This window comes from Streptomyces sp. NPDC017940 (genome assembly GCF_044328435.1).
Classification (GTDB): Bacteria; Actinomycetota; Actinomycetes; order Streptomycetales; family Streptomycetaceae; genus Streptomyces.
In genome coordinates this window covers 719,604-738,672 of the sequence record NZ_JBIRHJ010000004.1, presented here as the reverse complement: position 1 = coordinate 738,672, position 19,069 = coordinate 719,604, and the positions used below count along the sequence as shown (strand labels likewise).

15 protein-coding genes and 1 pseudogene are annotated in these 19,069 nt (G+C 72.6%); 13 read left to right on the top strand and 3 right to left on the bottom strand.

Going from position 1 to position 19,069, the window contains the following annotated elements:
- Positions 1 to 100 precede the first annotated feature (100 nt).
- The 3 genes from ACH4DX_RS17595 to ACH4DX_RS17585 all read left to right on the top strand — a co-directional run bounded on the left by ACH4DX_RS17595 (position 101) and on the right by ACH4DX_RS17585 (position 4,799).
- Complete coding sequence (locus tag ACH4DX_RS17595; protein WP_398155735.1) at positions 101 to 2,656, top strand: ATP-binding protein; 2,556 nt, start codon at positions 101 to 103, stop codon at positions 2,654 to 2,656.
- A 108-nt stretch (positions 2,657 to 2,764) separates the two neighbouring features.
- The gene (locus ACH4DX_RS17590) at positions 2,765 to 3,811 is read left to right on the top strand and encodes a helix-turn-helix transcriptional regulator (protein ID WP_398118303.1); all 1,047 of its coding nucleotides are present in this window, start codon (positions 2,765 to 2,767) and stop codon (positions 3,809 to 3,811) included.
- Positions 3,812 to 4,058: 247 nt separating this feature from the next.
- Positions 4,059 to 4,799 (top strand): class I SAM-dependent methyltransferase, encoded by a 741-nt coding sequence (locus tag ACH4DX_RS17585; protein ID WP_398118305.1) that lies wholly within the window; start codon positions 4,059 to 4,061, stop codon positions 4,797 to 4,799.
- Positions 4,800 to 4,821: 22 nt separating this feature from the next.
- Here the strand turns inward: ACH4DX_RS17585 and ACH4DX_RS17580 are convergent, their stop codons facing one another.
- Entirely contained in the window at positions 4,822 to 5,769 is a 948-nt protein-coding gene (locus ACH4DX_RS17580; RefSeq protein WP_398118307.1) for a GlxA family transcriptional regulator, read from the bottom strand.
- A gap of 231 nt (positions 5,770 to 6,000) precedes the next feature.
- On the opposite strand from ACH4DX_RS17580, the gene ACH4DX_RS17575 reads away from it, so the two are divergent.
- A complete protein-coding gene (locus tag ACH4DX_RS17575; RefSeq protein WP_398118309.1) occupies positions 6,001 to 6,591 on the top strand; it encodes a hypothetical protein in 591 nt (196 codons plus the stop codon).
- Positions 6,592 to 6,609: 18 nt separating this feature from the next.
- Here the strand turns inward: ACH4DX_RS17575 and ACH4DX_RS17570 are convergent, their stop codons facing one another.
- A complete protein-coding gene (locus tag ACH4DX_RS17570; RefSeq protein ID WP_398155734.1) occupies positions 6,610 to 7,638 on the bottom strand; it encodes a hydroxyacid dehydrogenase in 1,029 nt (342 codons plus the stop codon).
- A 704-nt stretch (positions 7,639 to 8,342) separates the two neighbouring features.
- On the opposite strand from ACH4DX_RS17570, the gene ACH4DX_RS17565 reads away from it, so the two are divergent.
- The gene (locus ACH4DX_RS17565; RefSeq protein WP_398155733.1) at positions 8,343 to 9,062 is read left to right on the top strand and encodes a DUF4232 domain-containing protein; all 720 of its coding nucleotides are present in this window, start codon (positions 8,343 to 8,345) and stop codon (positions 9,060 to 9,062) included.
- A gap of 87 nt (positions 9,063 to 9,149) precedes the next feature.
- On the opposite strand, the gene ACH4DX_RS17560 is transcribed toward ACH4DX_RS17565, so the two are convergent.
- Positions 9,150 to 9,968: a dioxygenase gene (locus tag ACH4DX_RS17560; RefSeq protein WP_398155732.1), complete on the bottom strand. Its 819-nt coding sequence runs from the start codon at positions 9,966 to 9,968 to the stop codon at positions 9,150 to 9,152.
- 122 nt (positions 9,969 to 10,090) lie between these two features.
- Here ACH4DX_RS17560 and ACH4DX_RS17555 point away from each other — a divergent pair, with 122 nt between their 5' ends.
- The 8 genes and pseudogenes from ACH4DX_RS17555 to ACH4DX_RS17520 all read left to right on the top strand — a co-directional run.
- A complete protein-coding gene (locus ACH4DX_RS17555; RefSeq protein ID WP_398118316.1) occupies positions 10,091 to 10,546 on the top strand; it encodes a MarR family winged helix-turn-helix transcriptional regulator in 456 nt (151 codons plus the stop codon).
- A gap of 198 nt (positions 10,547 to 10,744) precedes the next feature.
- Positions 10,745 to 11,251 carry a GNAT family N-acetyltransferase gene (locus ACH4DX_RS17550; protein ID WP_398155731.1) on the top strand — a complete coding sequence of 169 codons (507 nt, stop codon included), beginning with the start codon at positions 10,745 to 10,747 and terminating at the stop codon, positions 11,249 to 11,251.
- 299 nt (positions 11,252 to 11,550) lie between these two features.
- Positions 11,551 to 12,828, top strand: coding sequence for an extracellular solute-binding protein (locus ACH4DX_RS17545; protein ID WP_398155730.1), 1,278 nt, complete (start codon positions 11,551 to 11,553; stop codon positions 12,826 to 12,828).
- A 2-nt stretch (positions 12,829 to 12,830) separates the two neighbouring features.
- Positions 12,831 to 13,850: a carbohydrate ABC transporter permease gene (locus tag ACH4DX_RS17540; RefSeq protein ID WP_398118322.1), complete on the top strand. Its 1,020-nt coding sequence runs from the start codon at positions 12,831 to 12,833 to the stop codon at positions 13,848 to 13,850.
- Complete coding sequence (locus tag ACH4DX_RS17535) at positions 13,844 to 14,749, top strand: sugar ABC transporter permease (protein ID WP_398155729.1); 906 nt, start codon at positions 13,844 to 13,846, stop codon at positions 14,747 to 14,749. The genes ACH4DX_RS17540 and ACH4DX_RS17535 overlap by 7 nt, the downstream gene beginning before the upstream one ends.
- A gap of 78 nt (positions 14,750 to 14,827) precedes the next feature.
- On the top strand, positions 14,828 to 16,492 hold the full coding sequence (locus tag ACH4DX_RS17530; RefSeq protein WP_398155728.1) for a glycoside hydrolase family 13 protein: 1,665 nt from the start codon (positions 14,828 to 14,830) through the stop codon (positions 16,490 to 16,492).
- The gene (locus tag ACH4DX_RS17525) at positions 16,480 to 17,577 is read left to right on the top strand and encodes a LacI family DNA-binding transcriptional regulator (RefSeq protein WP_398155727.1); all 1,098 of its coding nucleotides are present in this window, start codon (positions 16,480 to 16,482) and stop codon (positions 17,575 to 17,577) included. Before ACH4DX_RS17530 ends, ACH4DX_RS17525 begins: the two co-directional genes overlap by 13 nt.
- A gap of 74 nt (positions 17,578 to 17,651) precedes the next feature.
- Positions 17,652 to 19,061, top strand: a pseudogene (locus ACH4DX_RS17520) (alpha-amylase family protein); the annotation flags it as partial.
- Positions 19,062 to 19,069 lie beyond the last annotated feature (8 nt).

The following is a 19,069-nucleotide window of genomic DNA, read 5'->3' as shown; positions in this document are numbered from 1 at the left end:
GTGCCGGGCACCGCCGGTGCCCGGCCGACCGGTCTCTGGCATTCTGAGCGCCTTTGACCGGTGGAGGCATCCAGCGGTCCCGAGCGCGGGGACGAGACACATGGCACGCGGCAGGCTTCGGATCTATCTGGGGGCGGCACCGGGCGTCGGCAAGACGTACGCGATGCTGTCCGAGGCGCACCGGCGTACCGAGCGTGGTACCGACTGCGTCGTGGCCTTCGTGGAGCATCACGACCGTCCCCGTACGGAAGTGATGCTGCACGGTCTGGAGCAGGTGGCCCGCAGGGAGCTCGCCTACCGCGGGTCGGCGTTCACCGAGATGGATGTGGACGCGGTGCTGCGCCGCGCGCCTGCTGTCGCCCTTGTCGATGAGTTGGCGCACACGAATGTGCCGGGTTCGCGCCATGCCAAGCGGTGGCAGGATGTGGAGGCGTTGCTGGATGCGGGTGTGGATGTCATATCGACGGTGAACATCCAGCATCTGGAGTCGTTGGGGGACGTGGTCGAGTCGATCACGGGGGTGCGCCAGCGTGAGACGGTGCCGGACGAGGTGGTGCGGCGGGCGGATCAGATCGAGCTGGTGGACATGTCGCCGCAGGCTTTGCGGCGGCGGATGGCGCACGGCAACGTCTACAAGGCCGACAAGGTGGACGCGGCGCTGTCGAACTACTTCCGGCCGGGGAATCTGACGGCGTTGCGGGAGCTGGCGCTGTTGTGGGTGGCCGACCGTGTCGATGAGTACTTGCAGCAGTACCGGGGCGAGCACGGCATCCGCTCCACCTGGCAGGCCCGCGAGCGCATCGTCGTCGGCCTCACCGGCGGACCCGAGGGGCAGGTCCTGCTGCGCCGCGCCGCCAGGCTCGCCGAGAAGGGCGCGGGCGGTGAGGTGCTCGCCGTGTACGTCGCCCGCAGCGACGGCCTCACCGCCGCGTCGCCGAAGGAACTCGCCGTCCAGCGCACCCTGGTGGAGGACCTCGGGGGCTCCTTCCACCAGGTGGTCGGCGAAGACGTCACGGCGGCGCTGCTCGCGTTCGCCCGCGGCGTCAACGCCACGCAGATAGTCCTCGGCGTCTCCCGGCGCCGCAACTGGCAGTACGTCCTCGGCCCCGGCGTCAGCGCCACCGTCGCCCGCGAGTCGGGTCCCGACCTCGACGTCCACCTGGTCACGCACGAGGAGGCGGGCAAGGGCCGCGGCCTCGGACAGCCACCGCGCGCCGCCCGGCTCGGGCGCAGCCGGATCATCTGGGGCTGGCTCGTCGGCATGGTCGGGCCCGTGCTGCTCGCCCTGCTCCTGCGGGGCGTCGCACCCGAGCTGGGGCTCGCCAACGACATGCTGCTGTTCCTGTCGCTCACCGTGGCGGCGGCGCTGCTCGGCGGTCTCTACCCCGCGCTCGCGTCGGCGGCGTTCGGCTCGCTGCTCATCAACTACTACTTCACCCAGCCCGTCCACAAGGTCCTCATCTCCAACCCGCGGCACATCCTCGCCCTGGTGATCTTCGTCGGGGTCGCCGTGTCCGTGGCGTCCGTGGTGGACCTCGCGGCGCGCCGCACCCACCAGGCGGCCCGGCTGCGGGCCGAGTCGGAGATCCTGTCCCATCTGGCGGGCAGCGTGCTGCGCGGCGAGAACAGCCTGGAGTCGCTCCTGGAGACCGTGCGGGAGACCTTCGCCATGGAGTCCGTCGCCCTCCTCCAGCGCGACGGGGACCTCGCCCCGTGGACCTGCGTGGGCGGCGCCGGTGCCCGGCCGCACGTCGGCCGCCCCGAGGAGGCCGACGTCGACATGCCCATCGGCGACCACATGGCGCTCGCGCTCACCGGGCGCGTCCTGCCCGCGGAGGACCGGCGGGTCCTCGGGGCGTTCGCCGCGCAGGCCGCCGTCGTCGTGGACCGCAGGCGCCTTCAGTCCGAGGCGGGACGGGCGCGGGCGCTCGCCGAGGGCAACCGCATCCGCACCGCCCTGCTCGCCGCCGTCAGCCACGACCTGCGCACCCCCCTTGCGGGCATCAAGGCGGCCGTCTCCAGCCTGCGCTCCGACGACGTCGAGTGGTCCGACGAGGACCGGGCCGAGCTCCTCGCCGCCATCGAGGCCGGCGCCGACCGCCTCGACCACCTCGTCGGCAACCTCCTGGACATGTCGCGCCTCCAGACGGACACCGTCACGCCCCTCGTCCGCGAGATCGACCTGGACGAAGTCGTGCCGCTCGCCCTCGAAGGCATGGCGGGGCCGTCGGAGAACGTCGTCCTCGACATCCCCGAGGACCTGCCGATGGTCGCCGCCGACAAGGGCCTCCTCGAGCGCGCCGTCGCCAACGTCATAGAGAACGCCCTGAAGTACAGCCCCGCCGACCGACCCGTCCTCGTCGCCGCGAGCACCGTGGCCGACCAGGTGCAGCTGCGGGTCGTGGACCGCGGACCCGGGGTTCCCGACGACGCCAAGGAACGCATCTTCGAGCCCTTCCAGCGCCTCGGCGACGCCCCGCGCGGCGCCGGGGTGGGCCTCGGCCTCGCGGTCGCCCGCGGCTTCACCGAGTCCATCGGCGGCACGCTCACCGCGGAGGACACCCCCGGCGGCGGCCTGACCATGGTCCTCGCGCTGCGCCGGGTCCCCGAGCGCCCGCAGACCGGCCCCGGCCTGCCGACGGCCACCACCGTCTGACCCCCCTCGGGGTGCCCCACACGTCCCCTGGTTGCCCGCTCGGCCCCGCCTGCTGGTGTGCCGCACAATCCCGCGCGGTCGCTGCCCCTGGACCGCCATACTTGTGGCGTGACCGGCCGGACGCAGACGCAGAGGTCCTGTCTCGCCGTCCCCTCGTTGGGGGCGGAGGCGGTGACGGTCGAAGGACTGGGCGAAGCGCTCTCCGCCGAGATCGGCCGGTGTGTGCCGCACGACGGCTACTGGCTCGTGGGGGCCGACCCGCTCACTCTGGCCGCGTCGTTCCAGACCATGCGCAACGGCTTCGGCGTCGAGGGACTGCGCACGCTGGAGCGGGAGTTCGGACTGCCCGATGAGGCCTTCCCGTTCCCCGAGCTGATCTTCGGGCCCACTCCGGTGGGCGTCTTGAGCCGCAGTGCCCACGAGCACCGCCGAAGCGCCCGCCTGCACGAGGTCATGCGCGAGGTCGGCCACGGCAGCGAGATGCGCCTCGCGCTGGTCCGCGGCGGCCGTGTCCGCGGCGGCCTGGTCCTGTTCCGGCGCCGCGGCGCCAGGCCGTTCTCCGAGCCGGAGGCCGCGGCCGCGACGCGTCTCGCGGGCCCCCTCGCCGCGGCGTTGCAAGGGTTCGTGGCGAGCAAACCTCTGCGTGTCGCGCCCCTCACCGGGCCGCCGGGTGTGGCGATCGTCGGCGGGGACGACACGATCAGGGCCGCCTCCCCCGCGATCCGCTCGTGGATGCGGGAGCACGTCCTGGCCGGGGGCCCGGACATCGACGACGAGGCACTGTTCAGCGCCCTGTGCAACATCACCCACACCGCCCGCAGGACCGCTGAGGGTACCGCTGCCAGCAGGCTGTTCACCTCCCGCGGCTGGGTCCTGCTGCACGCACAGCCCCTGGACGGCCTGGCCGGGGGAGACACAGTGGTCACCTTGCAGCCCGCCTCGGGCAACATGCTCCTTCCCGTGGCCGTGGAGTGGTACGGGCTCACCCCTCGCGAACACGACGTTCTGCGTCACCTCGCCCGGGGGCGGCCGGCGAAGAGCATCGCGCGCGTGCTCGGCCTGTCGACGCACACGGTCAACGACCACATGCAGGCCGTCTACCGCAAGGTCGGTGTGGCGGGACGCGAGGACCTGATGGCGGCCCTGGTCGGCTGAGCGGGTCCCCGCCGGGCTTCGGACCGTCGCCCCGACGGCGCTCGCCATGCCGAACCCAGGACAGCCACCAGGGCCGGCAGCCCCGTACAAGTAACGGGTACTCCCAGGAGGGGCGTCGGTACGGGCGAGCCTCCGGCAGCGGCCCACTGGACCCGGTGGCCCCAGAGAGCCCCCAGCCGCAGGCGCGGAACGACCGTACGGCACGGACCGGCCCGACCGACCGGCCCGCACTCACTAGGCTGTGCCGGTGTTCACCTCCCAGGGACCCTCGCTCCGCGAACTGACCGTGCAGGCGCTGTCCTCCACCGAGCACGGCTACGACCTGCTCGCCCCCAAGTTCGACCACACGCCGTTCCGTACGCCCGAGCGCATCCTCGACGCGTGCGCCGCGGCCCTGCGCCCCCTCGGCCCGTTCACGGCGGGGCTCGACGTGTGCTGTGGCACCGGAGCGGGCGTGGCGCTCCTGCGGCCGCTGTGCCGGGAGCAGGTGACGGGCGTCGACTTCAGCACCGGGATGCTGGCCGCGGCGCGGACGGCCCTCGCACCGGCCGCGGGGGAGGAGTCACCTCTTCCGGTGCTGCACTGGGTGCGCGCCGACGCCCGCGCGCTGCCCTTCCGGGCGGGCTTCGACGTGGCCGTCAGCTTCGGGGCGTTCGGGCACTTCCTGCCCGCCGAGCGACCGGGCCTCTTCGCCGAGGTGTACGGGGCGCTGCGACCCGGCGGCCTGTTCGCCTTCCCCATCGGCGCCCCGCAGTCGCTCACCTCGCCCTGGTACTGGGCCATGCTCGGCTTCGACCTGACGATGAGGGCCCGCAACCTGCTGTGGCAGCCGCCGTTCGTCATGTACTACCGCACGTTTCCGCTCGCCGGGGTGCGGGCCGACCTGGAGCGAGCCGGGTTCGCCGTGGAGCTGCTGCCCCTCGAGGAGTTCGGCCGCCGCGACGACGGCAGCCCGCGCTGGCGCATGGTGGTGGCGCGCAAGGCGTGACACGGCCCCCGCTCGGGTCTGCTCAGGCGCGCGGTGCGAAGGCCCTCCGGTACGCCTGCGGGCTGACCCCGGCGACCCGCTTGAAGCGGTCGCGGAACGCCGTCGGGGAGCCGAAGCCAACCTGCGCGGCGATGCGCTCCACCGGGTGCCCGGTGGTCTCCAGGAGGTGCTGGGCCCGGCGGACCCGGGCCCGGTGGAGCCACTGGAGCGGTGTCGTACCGGTCTGCTCGCGGAAGCGGCGCAGCAGGGTGCGGGTGCTGAGCCCCGCGTGCCCCGCGATGGCGTCGAGGGTGAGATCACGGGCCGCGTTCTCGTCCAGCCACGCGAGGAGGGGTTCGAGTTCGGCGCCGCGCGGGGCCGCCGGGGGCAGGTCGCCGATGAACTGGGCCTGGCCGCCCTCGCGTTCCAGCGGTACGACGGACGCGCGCGCGGCCTCGGCGGCGACCAGCGAGCCGTAGTCGCGGCGGATCATGTGCAGGCACAGGTCGATCCCGGCGGCGGCGCCCGCTGATGTGAGGATCTGGCCGTTGTCCACGTACAGGACGTCCGGGTCGACGGTCACGTCCGGACAGGCCTCGGCGAGCAGTCCCGTCGCGTACCAGTGCGTGGTGGCCCGGAGCCCCTGGAGCAGCCCGGCCCTGGCGAGGACGAAGGTGCCGACGCAGATCGAGGCGATCCGGGTGCCCGCGCAGGCCGCCGCCCGCAGCGCGTCGACGACGTCGTCGCGCACCGGCGCCGAGGGGTCGTGGACACCCGGCACGATCACCGTGTCCGCGTCCGCGAGCCCGCTCAGGTCGTACGGCGCCCGCAGCGTGAAGGTACGCGCGTCGACCTCGGGCTCGGGGGCGCACACCCGTATCCGGTAGCCCGCGCGGCCGCCGGGCAGCTGGGCGCGGGCGAAGACGTCGATGGGCATGGCCAGGTCGGAGGGGATGACGTCGTCCAGGGCGAGGACCGCGACCGTGTGCATGGCGGAAACGTACGACACCGCCGACGTTCCGCCAAGCAGTGGGTGCCGTCCCGGACCCCCGTGCACCAGGGGATTCGACCCACCCGGGGGCAGTGGCGATATCCCGTTGGAGCCTGTCGTTCCTGCCACTGTCGGAGGGCGTCGCGCGCTCGCTAGCTTCGGTGGGGCCCGGCCCCGACGACGCCGCGCCCCGCCCGAACCCGTCCCGCACGCCGAACCGAGAGCCCTCCCATGTCGAAGCTGTTCCTGGTCCTGCACGTCCTCGCGGCCATCCTGGCCGTCGGCCCGGTCGCCGTCGCCGCCAGCATCTTTCCCCGGGTGCTGCGGGAGGCCCTCGACGCCCCCGACGCCGCCGCCCCCGTCACCACGCTGCGTACGCTGCACCGCATCTGCCGCGTGTACGCGGGGCTCGGCATCGCCGTGGTCGTCTTCGGCTTCGCCACGGCCGGCAGCCTCGGCGTGCTCGGCAGCCCTTGGCTGATCACCTCCATCGCGCTCACGTTCGTCGCGGCGGTGGTCCTGATCGTCCTTGTGCTGCCCCGGCAGGAGCAGGCGCTCGACGCGGTGGGCGGGGCGGGGGGCGCTTCCACCGGTGCGGAGGCCGCTTCCTCCGGTGCGGAGGCCGCTTCCACCGGTGCGGGTGGGTCCGGCGGGGCGCACGGGGCCTCCGGTGGGGCCCACGCGGCCCCCGGTGCGGGCACCGTGACCCTCGACGCCCGCGCGAGCGCTCAACTCGCCATGTACACCGGCGTCTTCAACCTCCTGTGGGCCACCGTCACCGTCCTGATGATCGTCAGGCCGGGCTCGACGACCGGTGCCTGACCCGCGGGCCCGCCCCGCTCACGCCAGGAACTCCTGCCGGTCGGCCCGTACGGGGTGGGCGAATCCGGTGCCCGACGCCCACCGCGCCAGCTCGCTCACCGCGACGTCGGTGAGGCGCTCCCACTCGTTGCCCTGGGAGCCCGCGAGGTGCGGGGTGAGCAGGGCGCCCGCGCAGTCCCACAACGGGTGGTCCGGCGGCAGGACTTCGGGCTCCGTGACGTCCAGGACCGCCCGGATCCGTCCCGCCGCCACGGCTTCGGTCAGCGCGTCCTGGTCGACCAGGGCCCCGCGGGCGGTGTTGATGAGCACGGCGCCCGAGGGCATCGCGTTGAGCAGCGCCCGGTCGACGAGCCCGCGGGTGGCGGGCAGCAGGGGAGTGTGGACGCTCACGACATCACTCCGCTCGAACAGCTCCCTGAGGCCGACCGCCCGTACGCCGAGGGCCGCGGCCTCCTCCTCGGTCACGTACGGATCGTGCAGCAGCACCCGGAAGTCGTACGGACGCAGCAGTTCCACCACCCGCCGCCCGATGTGCGAGGCCGACAGGAGACCCACGGTGCGGCCGTGGTTGCCGATCGAGCGCGGGGTGTCCAGCGGGTCGTCGCGGCGGCGCGCGGCCTTGAAGGCGCGCGCCCGCTCCAGGACCTGCTTGCCGGTGAGGAGGATCATCGCCACGGTGTACTCGGCGACGGGCAGGGCGTTCGCCGCGGCCGCGGACGACACCTCGATGCCCCGCTCCCAGCACGCCCGCGTCACATGACTCCGTACGGACCCCGCGGTGTGCACGACGGCCCGCAGCCTCGGGGCCGCGGCCAGCGCGGCCTCGTCGAGCGGCGGGCAGCCCCAGCCCGTGACGAGGACCTCGGTCCCGCCGAGCACGGCACGGGCCCGCGCACCGGTGAAGTCGTCCAGGACGGGCGGGCCCTGGAGCTCGCACACCTCGGCGAGCGCGGTGAGCACGTCGGGGCCGAGCAGGGCCGCCGCGGCGCCCGGCGACATGGCGAGAGCGGCGTTCGGCCGACGGCCGGGAGGCGGTGGATTACGCATGCGGGACAGGAACTCCTCACTTCAACCGGCACGCCCGGCGACACCGGACCCGTACGAGTCTCACCCGCCCGGAGGGCTTTCGCACGTGTCCTGTACGGGTGGGGTGGCTCGTGTTCGTGACGTGTACGGGTGGGGTGGCTTGCGTTCGTGTCCCGTACGGGTGGGGTGGTTCGCGTTCGCGGCGCGTAGCGATGGGGTGACTTGCGCTCGTGACGCGTACGCCTGGGGTGGCTCACGCTCGTGCCCTGCGCTGGCGCTCGTGACAGATACGGGTGGGGTGGCGCATGCTCGTGCCCCGCGCCGGTGGGGGCAGCTCTCGCTCGTGACCTGCACCGCCGGGGCACCTCTGGCCCGTGCCCCGCACCGGCGGGCCGCCGTGTGTACCCGACGCGCGGCGGCGGGGTGGCTTGCGCTAGTGACGTGTACGGGTGGGGTGGCGCACGCTCGTGTCCCGCACCGGCGGCCCCCCGTGCGTCCCCGACGCGCACCGGCGCAGCGGGGGGCCCACGGGGGCCCGCCCGGACGGGGCCGGACGCGCGCCCGCCGCACCGGCCACGCGGCTTCGCGCGGGTCGCGTACCAAGGGGACCCGATCCGCCGGAACTTGGGGCTCCGGGGAGGTGTGGACGCCGCGGGCAGGGGCACGCGGCTGAGTACGGTGACGATCGCGTCGACCGACAGCGCCTCCACGGACGAGAGGGGCACATGATGACCGAACGGGCCCGGCTTCCGCGCGGCACCCGCCCGCGTTCCCTTCTCGCAGCCCTGGTCGCCACGGGCACCCTGGTGCTCGGCGCGTGCGCGGGTGACGGCGACAACGAGGGCAAGTCCCCGCCGACCCCCGCGCCGGCGGACGCGGCGAGCGACGCGGCCACCGGCCCCGCCTCCTCACCCGGCACCCCGGGACCCGCCGACACGCCCCCGGCGAAGAGCGCGCCCCCGGCCAAGAGCACGGCTCCGCCCGCCGACCGGACGGCGCCCCCGACCTCGGCCCCCGCCCGGCGGCCCCCCGCCACGCCCCGCTGTACCGCCGACCACCTCGCCCTCTCCCTCGGGCGCGTCGACGCGGGTGCGGGCAACCGGTACGCCCCGCTCGTCCTCACGAACACCGGCACGGTGACGTGCGCGCTGCGCGGCTACCCCGGTGTCTCCCTGCTCGACGCGTCGGGCGAGCGCGTCGGCCACCCCGCGAAGCGCTCGGGGGGCATGCTGCCGCCGGTGAAACTCGCCCCGGGCAAGCACGCGTACGCGGTCCTGCACACCGTCGCGCCGGGACTGACGGACAAGCCGTGCTGGCCGAGGGCCCAGCGCGTGCACGTCTACCCGCCGGGGTCGAAGGCGGCGTTGCGCGCGCCGGCCACGTCCTTCGAGGTGTGCGGCGACACCTTCGACGTGACCGCGGTGGCGCCCGGCAAGGGCCCCTGACGCCGAGCCGGGCGTACCGTCGCCCCCACCGGGTGGGAGCACGAGGCACAGCGCGAAGCGCACCCGCTCCCGCCGCCCTTCACCGCCTCAGCCGATCTGCACCGACCGCTTCGACAGGCCGAGCCAGCTGCCCTCGATGACGCTGCGCTGACTGTCCAGTTCACCGGCCGCGGCGCCGAGCGTCACGGCGAGCGGCACGAAGTGCTCCTCGCGCGGGTGGGCGTACCGCGCCGCCGGGGCCTTGTGGGCGAAGTCGAGCAGCGCGTCGACGTCACCGGCGTCCAGGGCGCGCCGCCCCCAGTCGTCGAACTCGGCCAGGGCGGACGGCACGTGGTTCTCCGGGCTGATCGCCCGCAGGTTGTGCGTGAAGGAGCCGCTGCCGACGATCAAGACACCCTCGTCGCGCAGCGGCGCGAGCCTGCGGCCGATCTCCATCAGCGCGCGGGGGTCGAGGGTCGGCATGGACATCTGGAGCACCGGGATGTCGGCGTCCGGGTACATCTCGCGCAGCGGGACGTAGGCGCCGTGGTCGAGGCCGCGCTCGGGCAGGTCGTGCACCGGCATGCCCGGGCCGTGCAGCATGGCCTTGACCTGGGCGGCGAGGTCGGGGGCGCCGGGGGCGTCGTAGCGGATGCGGTAGTAGTGCTCGGGGAAGCCCCAGAAGTCGTAGACGAGCGGCACGGCGGTGGTCGCGCCGAGGGCGAGCGGGGCCTCCTCCCAGTGCGCGGAGACCATCAGGATCGCCTTCGCGCGCGGCAGTTCGGCGCCCCACCTGCGCAGTTCGCCCGGCCAGTGGGCGTCCTCGGCGAGGGTGGGGCCGCCGTGACTCATGAAGAGGGCGGGCATGCGCTCCGGGGCGGGCGCGGGGTGCCCGGAACGCTCGGCGTCCGGGGTGGCGGTGGTCATGGTGGGCTCCTGGTAGGTGGTGAGCGCCTGGAGGATGCGACCCTGTGGTTCAAATTTGAATCACACCCTCCTGGGACCGTACTCGAATGTTTGAATTTGAACAACAGGCGTACGCTGCCCCCATGGGCGAGACGAAGTGGCTGAGCGACGACGAGATGGCCGCCTGGCAGGCCTTCCTGACGGCGGGGGCGCTGCTCGACCGGCGCATCGAGGAGCAGCTGAAGGCCGAGGCGGGGCTGTCCCATCTCCAGTACGAGGTCCTGGTGCGGCTCTCCGCGGAAGAGGGCGGCGAACTGCGGATGAGCGAACTCGCCGGGTCCGTGGTCACCACCAAGAGCGGTCTGACGTACCAGATCACGCAGCTGGAGAAGGCGGGCCTGGTCCGCCGCCGCTCGTGCGCCGCCGACGTCCGGGGGGTCTACGCCGTCCTCACCGACGAGGGCCGCGCCCGCCTGCGCCGGGCGGCGCCGGGCCATCTGGAGGTCGTCCGCGCCCACCTGGTCGACGTCCTCGACGAGGACCAGCTCAGGTCGCTGCGGGAGGGTCTGGGAGAGGTGGTGCGCAGGCTCGGCGGCTGAGACCCCTGGCGGGGCCCGGCTGGTGATCCGGGGGGTGGGTGAGCCCCCGGCGGGCCCGGCCCGGAGGCTCGGCGGCGGGTCGGCTCCCGGGCGGGCCCGGCTGCCGCCCAGCTGGACGACTGCCCCGACGGATGCCCCGACAGACGCCCCGGCTAAACGGCATGCGCCGCCGCGCACCCGCGTGATACCCCACCCGTCATGGAGAACATAGAGACCGCACGCCTGCTGCTCCGGCCCATGACGGAGGAGACCGCCACCCGCGTCGTCCGGCGCGCTCCCGCCGCAGACGACCGGTGGGCGCCCGGCTATCCCACCGACGGCGACGTCGAGTCGGCGACCGACTTCCTCGGCCACTGCGCGCGCACCGGCGATCCGCAGCCCTTCGGCGACTACGAGGTCGTCCGCCGCGCCGACGACCTGGTCATCGGCAGCCTCGGCTTCAACCGCCCGCCGGACGACGAGGGCACGGTCACCGTCGGCTACGGCCTGGTGGAGGCCGCCCGCGGCCACGGTTACGCCGCCGAGGCCCTGCGCGCCCTCCTCGACCTCGCGCGCCGGCGCGGAATCACCTGCGTGCGCGGGGACGCGGACCACGACAACGTCGCCTCGCAGCGCGTCATGACGGCGGCGGGGATGCGGTTCACCGGAGAGGACGCCCGGGTGAAGTACTACGAGACGGCCTGGGCCGGTGCCCTGCGGAGCTGACCGGAACCGCCAGGCCGTCGAGAGGACACGCCCGCCGCCCACCGCATGATTGCGCAAGCTTGCAGCAAGCTCCTGCGCCCTCTCGGGCCTGGCTGCCCGCCATCCCCAGGACACGCGACGGTAACGATCAGCATCCCTTGCAGCACTTCTTGCAGAAATTTCCCGCAAGCTCTTTCGAGACGTTTTCAAGCCTGTTACGTTCCTGCCAACCCGGCGCCGCCTCCCGCGCGGCCGGCAGGAGGCACCTCTTCGTCTCTCGTCATTCCGGGTCATTCCGGGACCAGTTGAAGGAGTTCACGATGCGGCGTGGCACAGCGGCCACCGCACTGGTCGCAGCCCTGGCGATGACAGCGGCAGCGTGCGGCGGCGACGACGGTGACAGCGGCAGGAAGAGCGGCGGCAAGCTCTCCGGCACCGTCACCTTCTGGGACACCTCGAACGACGCCGAGAAGGGCACGTACGAGAAGCTGGCCAAGGGCTTCGAGAAGCTCCACCCCGGCGTCGAGGTCAAGTACGTCAGCGTGCCGTTCGGCGAGGCCAACGCCAAGTTCAAGAACGCCGCGGGCGGCAACTCCGGCGCCCCCGACGTGATGCGCACCGAGGTCGCCTGGGTCGCCGACTTCGCGAACCTCGGCTACCTCGCCCCGCTGGAGGGCACGGCCGCGCTCGACAAGCCGGACGACTTCCTGCCGCAGGCCGCCGCGAGCACCGAGTTCAAGGGCAAGACGTACGCGGTCCCGCAGACCATCGACACGCTCGGGCTCTTCTACAACAAGAAGATGCTCAAGGACGCGGGCGTCGCGGTCCCCAAGACCTTCGAGGAGGTCGAGTCCGCCGCCAAGAAGATCAAGTCGAAGTCCGGCAGAACCGGTCTGTACCTGCGAGGCGACGACCCGTACTTCTACCTCCCCTACCTCTACGGAGAGGGCGGTGACCTCCTCGACACCAAGAAGAAGGAGATCACCGTCGACGACGCCGAGGGCGTCGCCGCCTTCGAGGTGATGAAGGGCCTCCTCGACTCCGAGGCGGCCGTCACCGACGCGAGCGACGGCTACAACAACCAGCTCAACGCCTTCAAGGACGGCGACGTCGCGATGGTCGTCGACGGCCCGTGGTCCATCGAGGGCGCCCTCCAGGGCAAGGAGTTCAAGGGCGCGGCGGGCAAGGCCAACCTCGGCGTCGCACCGGTCCCCGGCGGCAGCGCGCGCCAGGCCGCACCGCAGGGCGGCTGGAACCTCGCCGCGTACGCGGGCTCCAAGAACCTCGACGCCTCCTACGAGTTCATCAAGTACATGAGCTCGGCGAAGGTGCAGCAGCAGACCACCGAGAAGCTCAGCCTGCTGCCCACCCGCACCTCCGTCTACGACGTCGCGTCCGTCAAGGCCAACCAGATGGTCCAGTTCTTCAAGCCGGCCGTCGACAAGTCGGTGCAGCGCCCCTGGATCCCCGAGGCCAACTCCCTCTTCGAGCCGATCCGGCTCCAGATGGGGAAGGTGCTCAGCGGCCGCACGTCCCCCAAGGACGGCGCCGACAGCATCGGTGACGCCTACGGCAAGCTCCTGAAGGACTATAAGTAGGCATGGCGGTCGACAGCGGCCGCTCCGCGGTCAAGGCCGTGGACGCCGAGCGCGTCCACGGCCGGGGCCCGCGGACCGGCAGAGCCCCCAAGAACCCCGGTCGCCTGCGCAGGGCACTCGGCACCCACTGGTACGCCTGGGCCATGGTCGCCCCGGTGGTCGCCGTCATCGGCGTGATCGTCGGCTATCCGCTGCTGCGCGGCGTGTATCTGTCGACGACGGACGCCAACGAGGCGAACGTCGAGCGCACCATCGGCGTCAACCACATCCCGGCGACGTACGAGTCGGTGGGCCTCGACAACTACCGGGCCATCCTCGACGACGGTGTCTTCTGGGACCGGCTGACCTGGACCGTCGTCTGGACGGTCTCCTGCGTCGGCCTGTCGTTCGTCCTCGGCCTGGTCCTGGCGAACATGCTCAACCGCAAGCTGAAGGGGCGCTCCTTCTACCGGATGGCGCTCATCCTGCCCTGGGCGGTGCCCGCCTTCGTCTCCGTGTTCACCTGGCGGCTGCTCTTCAACGAGAAGAAGGGCGTCCTCAACAAGATCCTCGCCGGCGGCGGCATCGACGCGGTCCCGTGGCTGAACGACCCCACCTGGGCGAAGATCTCCGTGATCACCGTCAACGTCTGGCTGGGCGTGCCGTTCATGCTGGTCGCCATGCTCGGGGGTCTCCAGTCCATCCCGGGCGAGCTGTACGAGGCCGCGGAGATGGACGGCGCGAGCGCCTGGCAGCGCTTCCGGCACATCACCCTGCCCGGCCTGCGCACGGTCAGCAGCACCGTGGTCCTGATCAGCGCCATCTGGACGTTCAACATGTTCCCGGTGATCTTCCTGCTCACCCGGGGCGGCCCGGGAGACGCCACCGAGATCCTGGTGACGTACGCCTACCGGCTCTCGTTCGTCGTCAGCCCCCGCGACTTCGCGGGCTCCGCGGCCTGGGGCGTGCTCATCCTGCTGCTCCTCTCGCTCTTCGCGGTGGTCTACCGCCGCGCGCTCCGCAAGCAAGGAGAGGTGTGGTGACCACCGTGCCCCCCACGACGAAGCCCTCGGCCCACGCGGCACGCGCGACCCCGGGCGGGCCCCGGGTGCGGCCGCGCGGCGAACGCGGCCCGCTCGCCTCCGTCGCCCTGCACACCACCCTGCTGCTCGCCGCCGCCGTCGCGGTCCTGCCTCCGCTGTGGCTGCTCGTCACCTCGTTCAAACCGAAGAGCGAGGCGTTCTCCACGGCGATCGTCAAGGACTTCACCCTCGGCAACTACGACCACGTGGTGAACGACACCGAGTTCCTCAGCTGGGTCGGCAACTCCCTGCTCGTGGTCGGCCTGACCACCGTGATCGGGGTCTTCATCTCGGCGACGACCGGCTACGCCGTCAGCCGCTTCCGGTTCCCCGGCATGCGGCCCCTGATGTGGCTGCTCCTGATCACGCAGATGTTCCCCGTCGCCGTGCTCATCGTGCCCCTGTACAACCTGCTCGCGGGCCTCGGCCTCCTGAACCAGCCCATGGGCCTCGTCCTCACCTACCTCACCATCGCCGTGCCGTTCTGCGCGTGGATGATGAAGGGGTACTTCGACACCATCCCGGTGGAGATCGACGAGGCGGGCCGCGTGGACGGCCTCAACCCGTTCGGCACCTTCTGGCGGCTCATCGTCCCGCTGGCCAAGCCCGGCCTCGCCGTCACCGGCTTCTACAGCTTCATCACCGGCTGGGCCGAGGTCGCCTACGCCTCCGCCTTCATGACGGGCGAGGAGAACCTCACCCTGGCGGGCGGACTCCAGACCTTCGTGAACCAGTACACCAGCGACTGGGGTTCGCTGACGGCCGCCGCCGTGATCGTGGCGGTGCCCGCCGCGGTGATCTTCGGCTTCGTCCAGCGCCATCTGGTCTCCGGACTCACGGCCGGCGCGACGAAGTCCTGAGGGCCCCGCACCGTCCGGCCCGCCCCCGGACGCGACTCCACCGACACGACGTCACAGACACGACTTCACAGGGAACCCATGACCCAGCATCTCGCTGCCCCTGCCACCCCCGACTCCGCCACGCGTACGGCCTGGTGGCGCGACGCGGTGATCTACCAGGTCTACCCGCGCAGCTTCGCCGACGGCAACGGCGACGGCATGGGCGACCTCCAGGGCATCCGGGCCCGCCTGCCGCACCTGAGGGACCTCGGTGTCGACGCCGTCTGGCTCAGCCCCTTCTACGCCTCACCGCAGGCCGACGCGGGCTACGACGTCGCCGACTACCGCGCCGTCGACCCGATGTTCGGCACCCTCCTGGACGCCGACGCGCTGCTCAGGGACGCCCACGACCTGGGCCTGCGCGTCATCGTGGACCTGGTGCCCAACCACTCGTCCGACCGCCACGACTGGTTCCGGCGGGCCCTCGGCGACGGCCCCGGCTCCCCCCTGCGCGACCGCTACCACTTCCGCCCCGGCAAGGGCACGGACGGCGAACTGCCGCCCAACGACTGGGAGTCCGTCTTCGGCGGCCCCGCCTGGACCCGCACCACCGACCCCGACGGCACCCCCGGCGACTGGTACCTGCACCTGTTCGCGCCCGAGCAGCCCGACTTCAACTGGGAACACCCCGCCGTACGCGACGAGTTCCGCTCCGTCCTGCGCTTCTGGCTCGACATGGGCGCCGACGGCTTCCGCGTCGACGTGGCACACGGCCTGGTCAAGGCCGCGGGGCTGCCCGACATCGGCCACCACGACCAGCTGAGGCTGCTCGGCAACGACACCATGCCGTTCTTCGACCAGGACGGCGTGCACGAGATCTACCGCAGTTGGCGGAAGGTCCTCGCCGAGTACGCCGGGGACCGGATCCTGGTCGCCGAGGCATGGACACCCACCGTCGAGCGCACCGCCCACTATGTACGCCCCGACGAGATGCACCAGGCCTTCAACTTCCAGTACCTGAGCACGCACTGGGACGCCGCCGAACTGCGCGCGGTCATCGACGGTTCACTGGCGGCCATGCGGCCCGTGGGCGCACCCGCCACCTGGGTGCTCTCCAACCACGACGTGACCCGGCACACCACCCGCTTCGCCAACCCACCGGGGCTCGGCACCCAGCTGCGCACGCCCGGCGACCGCGCGCTCGGCCTGCGCCGCGCCCGCGCCGCGAGCCTCCTGATGCTGGCACTGCCCGGCTCCGCGTACCTCTACCAGGGCGAGGAGCTCGGCCTCCCCGACGTCACCGACCTGCCCGACGAGGCCCGCCAGGACCCCTCGTTCCACCGGGCCGAGGGCCAGGACGGGTTCCGTGACGGCTGCCGGGTGCCGATCCCGTGGACCGTCGAGGGCCCTTCGTACGGCTTCGGTACGGGCGGCAGCTGGCTGCCGCAGCCCGCAGGATGGGGCGAGCTGAGCGTCCAGGCGCAGACCGGCGACCCCGCCTCCACCCTGGAGCTCTACCGCGCGGCCCTGCGGGTGCGCCGCGAGCAGCCGGGCCTCGGCGCGGGCGACGCCCTGGAGTGGAACGCCGCGCCGGACGGCGTCCTCTCCTTCCGCCGCGAGTCCTTCGTGTGCACCGCGAACACCACCGGCGCCGCGGTCCGCCTGCCGGTGCCCGGCCGCATGCTGCTCGCCAGCGGCCCCGTCCGGGTGGCGGGCGACGAGGTGGAGCTGCCCGCCGACACCACCGCCTGGTGGGCGGTGTGACGACGTCCGTGCCGCAGGCCGTCGAGGGTGCCGCAAGGGGTGCGCCGCGGCTCGCGGACATCGCCGCCCAGGCGGAGATCAGCGAGGCCACGGCGAGCCGGGTCCTGAACGGAAGGGCAGGCGTCGCCGCGGCCACCCGGCGGCGCGTGCTCGCCGCGCTCGACGTCCTCGGCTACGAACGCCCGCTGCGCCTGCGACGGCGCAGCGCGGGCCTGGTCGGCCTGGTGATCCCCGAGCTGACCAACCCGATCTTCCCGGCGTTCGCGCAGGTCGTGGAGCAGGTGCTCGCCGGGCACGGCTACACGCCCATGCTCTGTACGCAGATGCCGGGTGGCGCCACCGAGGACGAGCTGGTGGAGCAGCTGGAGGAGCGCGGGGTCAGCGGCATCGTGTTCCTCTCCGGGCTGCACGCCGACACGACGGCCGACCCCGCGCGCTATCTCGCGCTCGCCGGCCGCGGCGTCCCGTTCGTCCTCATCAACGGCTACAACGCGCACATCCCCGTCTCCTTCGTCTCGCCCGACGACCGGGCGGCCGCGCGCATGGCGGTACGGCACCTCGCCGACCTGGGCCACGAACGGATCGGCCTCGCCGTCGGGCCGACCCGCTACGTCCCCTCGCGGCGCAAGGCGGAGGGCTTCACGGCGGCGCTGCGCGACCACGTCGGCCTGCCGGAGGGGGAGGCCGAACGGCTCGTGCGGCGCACGCTGTTCACCGTCGAGGGCGGGCACGCCGCCGCGAGCGCGCTGCTCGACCGGGGCTGCACCGCCGTGGTGTGCGGCAGCGACATGATGGCGCTCGGCGCCGTCCGTGCCGCCAGGGAGCGCGGCCTCGCCGTCCCCGGTGACGTCTCCGTCGTGGGCTTCGACGACTCGCCGCTGATCGCGTTCACGGACCCGCCGCTGACCACCGTGCGCCAGCCCGTACAGGCGATGGCGTCGGCCGCCGTCGGCGCGCTCCTCGAAGAGATCGACGGCAATCCCGTGCAGCGCACGGAGTTCGTCTTCCAGCCCGAACTGGTCGTACGGGGATCGACGGCCCAGGCGCTGCGGGCATCGAAGCCCCAGGTGTGTCCGAGGGGTTGACCCGCATGGTTGACGGTCGTACGGTCTCCGAAATCTCTGTTGCAAGCTTGCTGCAACTTCCTTCAGGAGGCCCCGTGACATCCCGGAGAAGCCCCTCGCGTCGTGCGCGGCTCCTGGCCACGACCCTCGCTCTCCTCGCCGGAACCGGCGGCGGCGTGGTCGGGGCGGCCCCGCAGGCCGCCGCCGCCCCGCCCGGCACCAAGGACGTCACCGCCGTGCTCTTCGAGTGGAGGTTCAGCGCGGTGGCCGAGGAGTGCACGGACCGGCTCGGGCCCGACGGCTACGGCTACGTCCAGGTGTCACCGCCCCAGGAGCACATCCGGGGCGCCCAGTGGTGGACCTCGTACCAGCCCGTGAGCTACCGGATCGCCGGACGTCTCGGTGACCGCGGCGCCTTCGAGGACATGGTGGACACCTGCCACGCCGCGGGCGTCAAGGTCGTCGTCGACACGGTGATCAACCACATGGCGGCGGGCGACGGCACCGGTACCGGCGGCACTCCGTACACGAAGTACGACTACCCCGGGATCTACTCGCGGTCCGACCTGGACAACTGCACCACCCCGATCGGCAACTACCAGGACCGCCACGACGTCCAGGAGTGCGAACTCGTCGGCCTCGCCGACCTCGACACCGGCGAGGAGCGCGTACGCGCCCGCGTCGCCGCCTACATGAACGACCTGCTCTCCCTCGGCGCCGACGGATTCCGCGTGGACGCCGCCAAGCACATGGCCGCGGCCGACCTGAAGAGCATCAAGTCGCGGCTGAAGAACCCGAACGCCTACTGGAAGCAGGAGGCCATCTTCGGCGCGGGCGAGGCGGTGTCGCCCGACGAGTACCTCGGCACCGGCGACGTCCAGGAGTTCCGCTACGCCCGCGACCTCAAGCGCGTCTTCACCGCCGAGAAGCTCGCGTACCTGAGGAACTTCGGCGAGGGCTGGGCCCATATGCCCTCGGGCAGGTCCGCCGTGTTCGTCGCCAACCACGACACCGAGCGCGGCGGCGACACCCTCACCTACAAGGACGGCGCGAGCCACACCCTCGCCCATGTGTTCATGCTGGCCTGGCCCTACGGAGCCCCTGACGTGCACTCCGGCTACGAGTTCACCGACCGCGACGCGGGCCCGCCGAACGGCGGCCGGGTGAACGCCTGTTATCGCGACGGCTGGAAGTGCCAGCACGCCTGGCCCGAGGTCAAGAGCATGGTGCAACTGCGCGCGACCGCGCGCGGCACGGCCGTGACGAACTGGTGGGACAACGGCGACGACGCCATCGCGTTCGGCCGTGGCGCCAAGGCTTACGTCGTCATCAACCACGAGGGCTCGGCCCTCGACCGCACGTTCCAGACCTCGCTGCCGGCGGGCGTCTACTGCGACGTGCAGAGCGGGCGGAACGTCACCGTCGGCGGTGACGGCCGCTTCACGGCTTCCGTCGGCCCCGGTACCGCCCTCGCGTTGCACACCGGCGCGCGGCGCTCCGCTGGATGTGCCGG

What these genes read in the sequence shown, in the direction of transcription:
- ACH4DX_RS17595 (WP_398155735.1), top strand. Translation starts at nt 101, where the DNA reads ATGGCACGCGGCAGGCTTCGGATCTATCTGGGGGCGGCACCGGGCGTC.
- ACH4DX_RS17580 (WP_398118307.1), bottom strand. Translation starts at nt 5,769, where the DNA reads ATGCACACGGTCGCGGTCCTCGCCCTGGACGACGTCATCCCCTCCGAC.
- ACH4DX_RS17575 (WP_398118309.1), top strand. Translation starts at nt 6,001, where the DNA reads ATGTCGAAGCTGTTCCTGGTCCTGCACGTCCTCGCGGCCATCCTGGCC.
- ACH4DX_RS17570 (WP_398155734.1), bottom strand. Translation starts at nt 7,638, where the DNA reads ATGCGTAATCCACCGCCTCCCGGCCGTCGGCCGAACGCCGCTCTCGCC.
- ACH4DX_RS17565 (WP_398155733.1), top strand. Translation starts at nt 8,343, where the DNA reads ATGATGACCGAACGGGCCCGGCTTCCGCGCGGCACCCGCCCGCGTTCC.
- ACH4DX_RS17560 (WP_398155732.1), bottom strand. Translation starts at nt 9,968, where the DNA reads ATGACCACCGCCACCCCGGACGCCGAGCGTTCCGGGCACCCCGCGCCC.
- ACH4DX_RS17555 (WP_398118316.1), top strand. Translation starts at nt 10,091, where the DNA reads ATGGGCGAGACGAAGTGGCTGAGCGACGACGAGATGGCCGCCTGGCAG.
- ACH4DX_RS17550 (WP_398155731.1), top strand. Translation starts at nt 10,745, where the DNA reads ATGGAGAACATAGAGACCGCACGCCTGCTGCTCCGGCCCATGACGGAG.
- ACH4DX_RS17545 (WP_398155730.1), top strand. Translation starts at nt 11,551, where the DNA reads ATGCGGCGTGGCACAGCGGCCACCGCACTGGTCGCAGCCCTGGCGATG.
- ACH4DX_RS17540 (WP_398118322.1), top strand. Translation starts at nt 12,831, where the DNA reads ATGGCGGTCGACAGCGGCCGCTCCGCGGTCAAGGCCGTGGACGCCGAG.
- ACH4DX_RS17530 (WP_398155728.1), top strand. Translation starts at nt 14,828, where the DNA reads ATGACCCAGCATCTCGCTGCCCCTGCCACCCCCGACTCCGCCACGCGT.